General features: G+C 71.4%; 9 protein-coding genes. 2 read left to right on the top strand and 7 right to left on the bottom strand.

Annotated elements, in window-relative coordinates:
• Nucleotides 1-638 precede the first annotated feature (638 nt).
• The 5 genes from J2T21_RS09960 to J2T21_RS09940 form a co-directional block, all read right to left on the bottom strand.
• On the bottom strand, nucleotides 639-905 hold the full coding sequence (locus J2T21_RS09960) for a hypothetical protein (RefSeq protein ID WP_307580941.1): 267 nt from the start codon (nucleotides 903-905) through the stop codon (nucleotides 639-641).
• Nucleotides 898-2187, bottom strand: coding sequence for a S8 family serine peptidase (locus J2T21_RS09955; RefSeq protein WP_307580940.1), 1290 nt, complete (start codon nucleotides 2185-2187; stop codon nucleotides 898-900). The genes J2T21_RS09960 and J2T21_RS09955 overlap by 8 nt, the downstream gene beginning before the upstream one ends.
• Nucleotides 2188-2329: 142 nt before the next feature.
• Nucleotides 2330-2734 carry a YbaK/EbsC family protein gene (locus J2T21_RS09950; RefSeq protein ID WP_307580967.1) on the bottom strand — a complete coding sequence of 135 codons (405 nt, stop codon included), beginning with the start codon at nucleotides 2732-2734 and terminating at the stop codon, nucleotides 2330-2332.
• Between the two features lie 174 nt (nucleotides 2735-2908).
• The gene (locus J2T21_RS09945; protein ID WP_307580938.1) at nucleotides 2909-3478 is read right to left on the bottom strand and encodes an isochorismatase family protein; all 570 of its coding nucleotides are present in this window, start codon (nucleotides 3476-3478) and stop codon (nucleotides 2909-2911) included.
• An 82-nt stretch (nucleotides 3479-3560) separates the two neighbouring features.
• Nucleotides 3561-4460 (bottom strand): patatin-like phospholipase family protein, encoded by a 900-nt coding sequence (locus J2T21_RS09940; RefSeq protein ID WP_307580966.1) that lies wholly within the window; start codon nucleotides 4458-4460, stop codon nucleotides 3561-3563.
• A 375-nt stretch (nucleotides 4461-4835) separates the two neighbouring features.
• On the opposite strand from J2T21_RS09940, the gene J2T21_RS09935 reads away from it, so the two are divergent.
• Nucleotides 4836-5627, top strand: a complete 792-nt coding sequence (locus J2T21_RS09935) for a PIG-L deacetylase family protein (RefSeq protein WP_307580936.1) — start codon at nucleotides 4836-4838, stop codon at nucleotides 5625-5627.
• 13 nt (nucleotides 5628-5640) lie between these two features.
• Here the strand turns inward: J2T21_RS09935 and J2T21_RS09930 are convergent, their stop codons facing one another.
• Both J2T21_RS09930 and J2T21_RS09925 read right to left on the bottom strand, forming a co-directional pair.
• Nucleotides 5641-6795, bottom strand: coding sequence for a class I SAM-dependent methyltransferase (locus tag J2T21_RS09930; RefSeq protein ID WP_373457914.1), 1155 nt, complete (start codon nucleotides 6793-6795; stop codon nucleotides 5641-5643).
• Nucleotides 6777-7451: a YigZ family protein gene (locus tag J2T21_RS09925; protein ID WP_307580932.1), complete on the bottom strand. Its 675-nt coding sequence runs from the start codon at nucleotides 7449-7451 to the stop codon at nucleotides 6777-6779. Before J2T21_RS09925 ends, J2T21_RS09930 begins: the two co-directional genes overlap by 19 nt.
• Nucleotides 7452-7564: 113 nt before the next feature.
• Here J2T21_RS09925 and J2T21_RS09920 point away from each other — a divergent pair, with 113 nt between their 5' ends.
• Nucleotides 7565-10600, top strand: coding sequence for an ATP-binding protein (locus tag J2T21_RS09920; RefSeq protein WP_307580930.1), 3036 nt, complete (start codon nucleotides 7565-7567; stop codon nucleotides 10598-10600).
• The last annotated feature ends 19 nt before the right edge of the window (nucleotides 10601-10619 follow it).

Here is a 10619-nt window from a genome sequence, read left to right as displayed (position 1 = left end):
GTCAGTCCATGCCCCCGGCTGTTGACGCAGCGCGGGGGTTCTTAATGTCATTTCAGCCTACCGGAAGCCTTGGGCACCTAAATGGATACCCCTTTTCCAGAATACTCCCGGTGCAGGGGCGGATGCACCGCTCAACGCTCCCGGATTGGCATGATGTTCGGCGGCGAGGGTCCGGATGTGTTGGTCCGGCCAGCAGCTGCCGGCAATCGGCGGATTCCGCCGGCGAACGGGTTGCGGGCCCCGCCGGATACGTGCATTGACCCGGCATTGCCGTGGACCAAGCCGACTGCTGCACGCAAGGTGCGTGGTTCTGCAACGCCTTTCCGGCGACGAATCGGTTTCCCGGCAGCACCGGGCCATCGCGGACTCCGTCTCCCAATCATTTCACCGGATCGCCCGCCACATCATCGATGCGTCCGATACCGAGGGACAATGGCGGCAGGACGGGGAGTCCCGCCCAGAGGGCCCACCACGGCGGTCGTCGGTTCGCGCAGGATCCGCCCATGAGTCCAAAGGCTTCGGGTTCAGGGGCACCTACGGGCCATCCACTCGACGCGCCGGTGACATCGACGGCCCCACATCCCGTCGAATCCCGGAACACGCAGCGGGCAACGCCGAGTCACCTGTGTGCCCCTGGGCTATTGGACGTCGCTTTCGGGCGGGCCGATCCCGAGGCGGCGCTCGGGCACGACCGACTCAACTCCACGCACCCCGGCCAGCTGGTTACGCCCCGAATCCTTGGCGTGCCCCACGACCTGGCCGAGCGTGTCCAGCACCCGGTCGATCTTCAGCCCGGCCGTCTCCAGTTCCTTCGTGACCTCCTTGATCCGTTCCAGGTAGGCGTCCTGGACGGTGACGATGAAGGTGACGGTCTGCTGCGGGGGCAGGCCCGGGAAGTCATCCATGGCCGTAGTAGCTCTCCGGGGATTCGTCCCCCGGCGCGGGCTCCTCCGGGGCGGGAACCGCCGGGGTCTCGGCCGGTTCCGGGGCCCGGGTAAGGCCTGCCGCGACATCAACGGAGGGCCGTTCCAGGCGTTGGGCCTGCTGGGCCAGCTCCGCCCAGAGCTCGCGGCCGCGGAATCCCGTGGCCTGGCTGAGCAGTGCGGCGACCCCGGCGACGTGCGGGGTGGCCATCGAGGTCCCGCTGATGGTGTTGTAGCGCTTGGGCATCGGCCACGAGGAATAGACCTTGACTCCGGGGCCGGCGATGTCCACCTGGCCGCCGCGTCCCGGCAGGGTGCGTGCCGAGAAGTTGGCGACGTCCAGCGCGGAATCCAGCGCTCCGACGGCCATGATGTAGGGGCTGTTGGCAGGTGCCCCGACGAATCCCGGATCCCCGGCCGAGCGCCGCGCGTTGTTGCCGGCAGCCGCGATGATCAGCGTGCCGCGCTCCAGCGCCCGGCGCCCCGCGGCGACGTAGGGCGGGTGGACCTCGCGCACGTCTGCGCCCAGGGACATGGAAATGATGTGGCAGTCGTTTTGCAGGGCCCAGTCGATCCCGGCCAGGATGCCGGTGTCCGAACCGGAGCCCTCGTTGCTGAGCACCTTGCCGGCATAGATGGAGGCCTGCGGGGCGACGCCGTAGCCGCGGGCTCCTTCCAGGGTGCGCGGCCCGCAGGAGGTGCCGATGCAATGCGTGCCGTGCCCGTGCCCGTCGTGCGAGTCCTCGCCGTCGATGAAGGATGCGGTTGTGACGTCGCGTCCGACGAAATCGGGGTGCTCCGCGTCGAAGCCGGTGTCCAGCACCGCCACCCGGATGCCGGCCCCGGTGTATCCGGACTCGGCGGCGAGCACCGCCTGCACGCCCCAGGTCAGCTCCTCGGTGTCGACGAAGGCAGGTGTTGAGGAAGGAGCCGGGGTTCCGCCTCCAGTGGTGTAGTCGTGGGATGCCGGCAGGATCCGGTAGAGCATTTCCGGGACGATGTTCATCGGCATGCCCTCGGCTGTGCAGCGGGCGAGCAGTTCGCCCATCTGCTCCAATTCCCCGTCGACGACCGCGACGCCGAGCCGCGGGAAGTAGGTCTCCAGGCCGAAGCCTTGCTGCTCCAGCATGGAGGGCACCTCGTCCTGCAGGGCCCTGGCGCCGAAGCGGGCAGCCCCGGCCGAACCGGGGGCATCGAAGACCACCACGAAGCGTCCGGGAACCGGAACGGCGGCGGTTGTGAGCGTCTTGTCTGGGTCGAACATCGGTGGCTCCTTCGTCAGGTGGGTGCGCCGCGATCCGGAAGCCGTGGCTTCGGGAGCAGCATCTGCTGGCTGTCGAGTACCCAGAACTCTACCTTCGTCCCGGGGTGCCCGGTAGGGTCCGAAGAACGCGGCTCCCGCCGGCTCAGCGGACGGCCAGTTCGGTGCCCCCGGTCAGCGCCAGCAAATCCGTGTAGCTTAACGCCACCAGGGAACCGGGGGTGCCCGCGGCAACCCACAGCGGATCGTGCTCGCGCAGCGACACATCGACCAGCGTGCGGACGGGGGCCGGATGCCCTGCCGGTGCCACCCCGTCAATCAGCTGCCCGGTCGCCCGCTTCACGAAATCGGGTGAGGCGCGCTTGAGCTTCAGGCCGCCAAGGGGCGCACCGACCAGCTTCGTGTCCACGCGGTCGGCGCCGCTGGACATGATCAGCAGCGGCTCTCCCTCGCAGTTGAAGAGCAGCGAATTGGCGATGGATGCGACCTCGCAGTCCAGGAATTCGGCAGCGGCCACGGCGGTGTGGGTTCCCTCGTCAAGGATCTTGATCTTGGCGGTGATCCCCGCGCGGGCGAGATCGGAGATGAAGCTTGCGTGTTTTGCGTTCAGGGGTGGCTGGAATCTCCTTGGCTGGCCATCGGTCGGTTCCAGTCACCCTGGCGAATCGGTTTCCGGGCCGCGAACCATGGCAGGCTCCCCCCGTGACCGGTCACGGCACGGCAATCAGTCGTGCGTGGCCACGGGACGGAAAGCGACCTCGTCGGTGCGCATCAGCGAGAAGTCCTGGTTGGGGTAGTCGAGACCGGCGAAGTACGCGTTGGTGTGGGCGATGATCTGGTCGCCGGTCAGGGACTGCCCCTCGAAGGTCTCCGCGCCGGTGGTGTGGGCATCGCGCACCACCGTGACGTCGTAGCCCATGGCGGCCGCCCGGCCGGCCGCGGTGCGCAGGCAGTAGTCGGATTGGGCGCCGCAGATCACCAGGCGTCCCACGTCTTGGGCGATCAGCGAGGCATGCAGCCCGGTGCCGGTGAAGGCGTCCCGGTAGGACTTGAAGATGCGGTGCTCGTCGTCCTGCGGTTCCAGTCCGGCGGCCAGGCGCCACGGTGTTGAATGGCGTTCGAATTCGCGTTCGTCCTGCACCCAGTAGATCGGCGTGCCGGTGTCCCTGGCCCGGGAGACCAGGTCCTGGATGCGGGAGACGACCTTCTTGGGATGCACGCAGTAATCCATCACGCCTTGCTGCATGTTGATGATGACAAGTGCGGTCTTTGAGCCTTCGCGATGTTCGTCCATGCCAGCAGTATTGCACCGCTTCGGGGCCGGGGCCGGGATATGGCGCGCGGAGCCGGGACCGGCGAGCCGCCGGGGGCGGGCGTCAGCGCCAGAATCCGGCGAGCCGCGCGGCCAGCGCCCTGCCCTGCTCGCAACCGGCCCGGGCGGCGGCCGGACGCGTTGACAGGTCCATCATGTTGTTGCCGAAGGCCTTGAGGGAAACCTTGTCCGGCAGGATGGTTTCGACCTGGCTGCCGCCGGCGCGCAACTCGTCGACCTGCACGGACAATTGCATGCCCCATTGCGCCGGGTGCCGGGTCCGCCCGCCGAGCGGGGAGAGCACCAGCACCCGCCCGCAGCCGGCCGCCAGGTCGGCATTCTCGCTGGATCGCCGGTAGCCGCCGTCGATGAACCGGGCCTCGCCGATGCCATAGGCGGTGGCAGCGGCACAGCTGGCGGCCACGGCGTCCACCAGGTCGACCCCGCTGTGCCGGTCGAACACGAGCGGTTCTCCGGTGCGGGCATCGACCGCCGTGAGGAGCATCGTTCGCTCCGGCCAGTGCCGGACGGGCAGCCGGGCCGCGACCGTGTCGCGCCACCGCGCCTGCCCGGAGGCCTCCGATGCCGCCTCCAGCCCGAGCGCGGCCGCACCCATCCTGCGGCGCATGTCGGCCGGGTCCGCGGCGGCGGCGATGGGTTCGCCCGTCCTGCGCAGGTGCCCGGCCGCCGATTCCGTGGGGGCGCGTCCACTGCCGGTTCCACTGCCGGCGGTTCGCTGCGCGGGTTCGGCGGACAGGATGTCGGCCAGCAGCCGGGTGGGGCTCGCGCCGGAGATCTGGGCCGCGGCCGTGGCACCGGCCGAGGTGCCGATGACCACATCGGCATCGGTCACATCCAACCCGGCCTCAAGGAGGCCGGAGATGACGCCGATCAGCCAGGCGTTGCCGGCCGACCCGCCGCCGCCCAGGACCAATGCCCGCGTACCGGCGCCGCCCTGCGGCATGGTGGCCTCGTGGTGGGGCCGCCCGGGTGCCGTGGGCAGGGTGAAGCGCGAGGTTGAAAAAGGTGTGTTCTTCATGGGAGTCGCCTTTCGCGATGTGCGTGTGGGGCGCTCCGCGTGGCGACTAGTGAGGTCGCGCGATCGTGGACTGCGGGGGAGCGCCCAAAGTGGATACTGCGTTCATGGGGGACTCACCTCCTGCCGATGGTTCACGATCACCGCAAAAATACCACGCCGAAAAGCCGGTGTACAACGGCGCGGTGGAAGCCCGTCGGCCCGGGGTTCGGGAAGACCCGGAACGGGGCAGGGGGATTCCCCTTGTCCTTTGGGCTGGCGCATGCATAGGCGGAAGCCACGGCCGAGACTAAAATGAGCGCCATGTACGAGGCGCATTCCATCGCGGTCATCGTCGCCCACCCGGACGACGATGCCTACGGTTGCGCCGGTTCCATCGCACTGCACGAGCACGACCCCGGGTTCAGGTTTGTCCTGGTGCTGGCCACGGACGGCGCCGCCGGGCAGATCTCCCGCGGCGTGCCGGCGACCCCCGAGACCCTGGGCGCATGGCGGAGGGTTGAAAGCTCCAACGCCTGGAAGGCCCACGGCACCGTCCCGGCCCGCCACGAATGGCTGGGGTACGCCGACGGGCATGTCGCGGAGGCCGACTTCGAGGAACTGGTGGCCCGGCTGCAGTCAATCCTGGAAGCCGAGCGGCCGCAGGTCGTGGCGACCTTCGGTCCGGACGGGATCACCGGGCACCGCGACCACATCGCCATCGGGCGTGCCGCCGACGAGGCGTTCCACCGCGCCCGGTGCGTGCCGGGACCCGGGTTGCGCCGCCTGGTCCACGGGGCGATCCGCGCCTCGGTATTCGAACGCTGGAACACCGCCCGGCGACGCGCCGGCGCCGAGGCCTGGGACCCGGGGCGCGAATACCACCTGCGCCCGGTCCCGGACGAGGCCATCGACATCGAGGTCGACACCTCCGCGGTGTGCTCACGGATCGTCGCCGGGCTGCTGGAGCACCGCAGCCAGCGCGAGGTGCTGATCGAACCGGGCGCCAGCGTGCGCCGCTGGGAGCGGATGGTGTCCCGCGAACCCGCGGTCATGGCGTGGCCGCCGCGTGCCGCCGGGCAGCCCGTGCTCGCCGACCTTTTCGAGGGGCTCTGAGGCGACCCGGAGGCTACGCCTTCGTCGACACCGTCACGGTGAACTTCGGGTTCCGCGCCACCTGGCGGGTGGGGCCCACCAGCTTTTCGAGCTGGCCGCGGTAGCCCAGGTGCGAATTCCAGACGCACCATAGCTCCCCGCCCGGTGCCAGCACCCGGCCGGCATCGGCCATCAGCTTCAGCGCGATCCCCGCATGCACGGTGTTGCCCATGTGGAAGGGCGGGTTGAGCACCACCAGCTGCTCGGAGGCATCGGGCAGGGTCCCGAGCGCGTCGTCCTGCACCGCGGTGACGCGGTCCGCGACCCCGTTGGCCGCGGCGGTGGCTTCCGTGGAGGCGACGGCGGAGGCCGACTGGTCGCAGGCGTGGACCGAAAGCCGCGGGTGGGCCAGCGCGAGGTATGTTGCGATGGTGCCGTTGCCGCAGCCCAGGTCGACCGCGCGTTCGGCGGCCGGCGGAATTTCGAGGTGCTCGAGCAGGAAGCGGGTGCCCGGATCGAGCTTGGCCCCGCCGAAGGTCTGCGCGTAGGCGCGCAGTTCCAGCGGTGCCTCAAGTCCCACGGCGAATGACTGCCGCAACGGGAAGCGTGCCTCGGGGCGCTGCGCGGCGGGAAGCAGCCCGGTGGCGGTGAGCACCCGGGACTTCTGCCGCCCCAGCGAGGCGGACACGGTGGCGAAGTACCGGCCGAGCAGCTCGTTCATCGAGTGGTTCATGTGCTTGATGCGCCCGGCCGCCATGACGGTGACCTCGGGGCGGGCGTGTTCGGCGAGCTCGGCGAGCATCTCCTCCAGCGCGTCCAGCGACCGCGGCAGCGCGAGAAGCACCAGCGAGGCGCCCTCCAGCAGCGCCGCACCCAGGGGCAGCTGCCGGTAGTCGCCAACAAGCCCCGGCAGCAGGGCGGAGGCGTTCGCATCGATGGCACGGGCCCCGGAGAGCGCGTCCTGGTGCACGCGGATGCCGCGCACCCCGGCATCCAGGGCCCCGAGGACCAGCGCGCCGTAGTGGTCGCCCAGGACCACCACCCGGCCCGGCTGGGTGGGCCATCCGGCCCCGGAGGCCAGATCCAGCAGCAGCCGGTCGGCGGCATCGACCGCGTGCAGGTTCGCCGCCTCCACGTCGGGGGCGCGGCGCAACAACCCAAAATCCAGGTTCAACGGACATCCACCCATTCGGTTCCAAGGTCTTCGGCGCGCGAGGCGCCGGCGGTCAGCGTGGCCAGCCGGTCGTCGAACGCGGCGAGGATCGCCGCGTCGTCGTTCAGCGCGACCCGCAGCGTGGCGGCGCTCGGCCCGTAGTCGGTGCCCAGAACCTGCACCCCGGCGGAGCGCAGGTCGTTTTCCAGCCGGCCGGCGGCGGCGTAGTCGGCATCGAGGCCCAGGATCCGCAGGCGTTCGCGGCGCAGCAGCGGGGCCGCATCCAGGGCGCTTGACACCGACTCGGAGTAGGCGCGCACCAACCCGCCGGCCCCCAGCAGGATGCCGCCAAAGTAGCGCACCACCACCGCGGCAATGTCCGACAGGTCGGTTTTCCCGTCCGCGGTTTCCCGCTTGGCCAGCGCATCGAGCATCGGGATGCCCGCGGTGCCCGAGGGCTCACCGTCGTCGTTGCTGCGCATCGCGGTGCGGTCCGGGCCCAGGATGAAGGCGCTGCAGTGGTGCCGGGCATCGAAGTGCTTTTTGCGCAGCTCGGCCACCAGGGCCCGGGCCCCGGCCTCGGTTTCGACCCGGCGCAGGTAGGTGATGAAGCGCGAGCGCTTGATTTCCAGCTCGTGGACGAAGTCCCCGTCCACCGTTGTATAGGCCGTCGCCACCGAATCGTTGTCCATTACCGATCCAGTCTAGTGTTTTGCGCCCGTGCATGCCCGCCGGGCATTGTCGCTGCCGGAGCACGGTGGGAGAATCATGTACGTGTGCCAGTGGCCGAAACGGGGCGCAAGCGGTGCTGCAACTGAACTTGCTCGGGGAACAACGACTGACCAGCCGGGGCACGGACCTGGCGGGCGGGGGCTCGCGCGCCGTCGAGCTGTTGGCCTACCTCGTGGTGCATCCGGGGATCCGGGTGCCGCGGTCCGTGCTGGCCGGCACCTTCTGGCCCGAGACCCCGCAACCACAGGCCATGACCAACCTGCGCCGCGAACTGCACAACCTGCGCCGGCTGCTGGACGGCGTCGATGCGCTGGGGATGTCCGACGGCGCCATCGGCGCGCTCGAATGCGCGGGGTTGCGCGTGGACGTGCAGGTCTTCGCCGCCGAACGGGCCGCGGCGCTGGCTGCAGCGGGCAAGGACCCGGACCGGTTCGTGGCCCACGCCCAGGCGGCGCTGCGGGAGTACCGGGGGGATTTGATGCCGGGGAACTATTCCGACTGGGTGCCCGGGATGCGGGAGAAGCTGCTGCGTGAATGCACCGCCCTGTGCGACGAGGCCGCCGCGGCCCTCACCTCGCTGGGCCGCCGGCAGCAGGCCCTGGAGGTGGCCGGCCGGCGGGTCACCATCGCGCCGCTGGAGGAACTCGGCTACCGTGGCCTGATCCGCGCCCACCTGGCGCTCGGGGACCGGCCCGCCGCGCTGCACGCCTACCACCGCTGTGCCGACGTGCTCGAACGCGAACTCGGCGTGGCACCGGCGGCCGAGACCCGCCACTTGCTGGGGCTTCCCGCCCCGCACCCCGGGGCGCCGGGCCCTGCCGCGCGGCCGGCGGCGGCCGGCAACCTGACGGTGGGTCGGGATAGCGAGCAGGCGGTGCTGGAAACCTGCTGGGAGAAGGCCCGGGCCGGACGGCCTGCCCTGCTGGTGCTCTCCGGCCCGCCGGGGGTCGGCAAGACGCACCTGGCCAAGGCGCTGGGCCAACGGGCCCGCACGGGAGGGGCCGCGGTCGCCTTCGCGCGCTGCGTCGATGCCTCCGGGCGCATCCCGCTGGCCCCGGTCGCCGGATGGCTGCGCAGCCGCGACATCGCCCCGCTGCTTGCCGCGCTTCCCGAACCGATCCGGCACGAGGCAGCCCGGCTGCTGCCCGAGCTGCCCGATCCCACCCCGTGGGCGGGGAGCGACGTGCCGCCGGGCCCGGGCCGGGCCATGGTCGATGCCTGGCAACGTTTCCGGTTCTTCGAATCCCTGGCCGGCGCCGTCGCGGCCCCCGGCCGGCCCACCCTGCTGGTGCTCGATGACCTGCAGTGGTGCGACCCCGATACCGCGGCCTGGATCGCCTTCCTGCTCGATTCCCCCGCGGCCCGCCAGCTGCTGCTGGTGGCCACCCTGCGGGAGGGCGCCGACACCCGACCACCGGCCATCGGCGCCCTGCTGGAAGGTGCACGCAGCGCGGGGCTGCTGCACCGGCTGCGTGTCGCACCCCTGGACGAGGCGGCGGGCGCCGAGCTGGCAGGCCGGATCCGCGGCCGCCCGCTGGGCACCGACGAGGCCCGGCTGCTGGCCGCCGCCACCTCCGGCTTCCCGCTGTACATCCTGGAGGCGGCACGCGCGGCGCCGGGTGACGGATTCGGCACGCTGCTGGGCCGGCGGCTGTCCCGCCTGGGACCGGCGGCCCGGTCGGTGGCCGAGCTCGCCGCCGCCTTCGGGCGGGGCATCAGCCTCGAGCTGCTGGCCGAGGCCGGGGACCTGGACACCGTGCGCCTGGCCGCCGCCCTGGACGAGCTCTGGCGCGAAGGCATCCTGCTGCCCACAGGCTCCGGCTACGATTTCGGCCACCACCTGCTGCGCACCGCCGTGCGGGAGAACACGACCCCGGCCGGCTGCTGGCTGCTGCACCGCAGGTTGGCGAAGTCCCTGGAACTGCTGAACGCCGGAAGGCTCGATGCCGTGGCCGCCACGCTCGCCGAGCACTACGAGCTGGGATCCAACCCGGAACGGGCCCTGTCCTTCCACCTGCGGGCCGGCGCCGACGCCGTGCGGGTGTTCGCGAACTCCGCCGCGCTGAAAAGCTACGACCAGGCACTGGGGATCCTCGGCCGGCTGCCCGCCGGAACGGAACGCGACGAGGCCGAGCTGTCGGTGCGCCGGGCCATGTCCCCGCCGCAGACCGCGCTGCTGGGCTACTCCTCGGCGGAGCTGCTGGGGAACCTAGAACGTGTCGGTGCGCTGGCCGAACGGCTGGGACGGCCCGAGGTGCACTCGGCAAGCCTCGTCGGGCTCTTTGCCGGACGCTACGTCCAGGGACGCATCGAGGATTCCTACGCGATCGCCCGCCGGGCCCTGGACCTGGCCGGGGACGACCCTGCCCTGCTGGGGCAGGCACACTTCGCCGTGGCCGGAGCGGCGCAGGGCTCGGGGCGGATCGCCGAGGCCATCGAGCACTTTGCGCACTGCACCGAAGACTCGCCGCCGGGCTACTCCTACATCCTGGGCACCAGGCTGCACATCCATGCCCGCGCCTGGGCGGCACACGCGCACTGGCTGGCCGGGGACGATGCCGCCGCCGTGCAGCTGTGCGCGCAGGCGCTCGCCGGGGCGCAGGCCGACGGGCACATCTACACCCGCGCCGTGGCCCTGGCCTACGCGGCGGTGCTCGGGCAATTCCGCGGGGACCGGGCCGCCGTGGCCGAGAAGGCGGCGGAGCTGATCGCGCTGTGCCACCGCTACGACATCGCCTACTACGGGCAGTGGGGCGAGATCCTGTCCGGCTGGCTGGCCGGCGGGAAGCAGGGCGCCGCAAGGATCCGTGCCGGGATCGGGGCGCTGCGCGCCTCCGATGCGCTGGCCCGGATGCCCTACTGGCTGTGGCTGCTGGCCGTGACCCTGGCCGACGGCGGGCGGCGGACCGACGCATGCGCGGTGCTCGACGCAGCCCGGGCCACCGCCGCCCTGCACCGGGACCGGTGGTGGCTGCCCGAGGTGCTGCGGATGCGTGCGCTCCTGGCCGCGGGGGACCAGTCCGCGGCCCTGCTCGATGAAGCGCGCGAGGTGGCCCGCGCGCAGGGCAGCAACGCCTTGCTGGCCCGGCTGGGGCCCGACGCCGGGTAGGCGAACGCCCGGCGAACAG

This window comes from Paeniglutamicibacter psychrophenolicus (assembly GCF_030812255.1).
Classification (GTDB): Bacteria; Actinomycetota; Actinomycetes; order Actinomycetales; family Micrococcaceae; genus Paeniglutamicibacter; species Paeniglutamicibacter psychrophenolicus_A.
Note: the sequence above shows the minus strand (reverse complement) of the source record. Positions and strands in the feature narration are given on the sequence as shown.

Coding starts and splice junctions, on each gene's coding strand:
- J2T21_RS09960 (WP_307580941.1), bottom strand. CDS start 905: ATGGATGACTTCCCGGGCCTGCCCCCGCAGCAGACCGTCACCTTCATC.
- J2T21_RS09955 (WP_307580940.1), bottom strand. CDS start 2,187: ATGTTCGACCCAGACAAGACGCTCACAACCGCCGCCGTTCCGGTTCCC.
- J2T21_RS09945 (WP_307580938.1), bottom strand. CDS start 3,478: ATGGACGAACATCGCGAAGGCTCAAAGACCGCACTTGTCATCATCAAC.
- J2T21_RS09940 (WP_307580966.1), bottom strand. CDS start 4,460: ATGCCGCAGGGCGGCGCCGGTACGCGGGCATTGGTCCTGGGCGGCGGC.
- J2T21_RS09935 (WP_307580936.1), top strand. CDS start 4,836: ATGTACGAGGCGCATTCCATCGCGGTCATCGTCGCCCACCCGGACGAC.
- J2T21_RS09930 (WP_373457914.1), bottom strand. CDS start 6,795: ATGGGTGGATGTCCGTTGAACCTGGATTTTGGGTTGTTGCGCCGCGCC.
- J2T21_RS09925 (WP_307580932.1), bottom strand. CDS start 7,451: ATGGACAACGATTCGGTGGCGACGGCCTATACAACGGTGGACGGGGAC.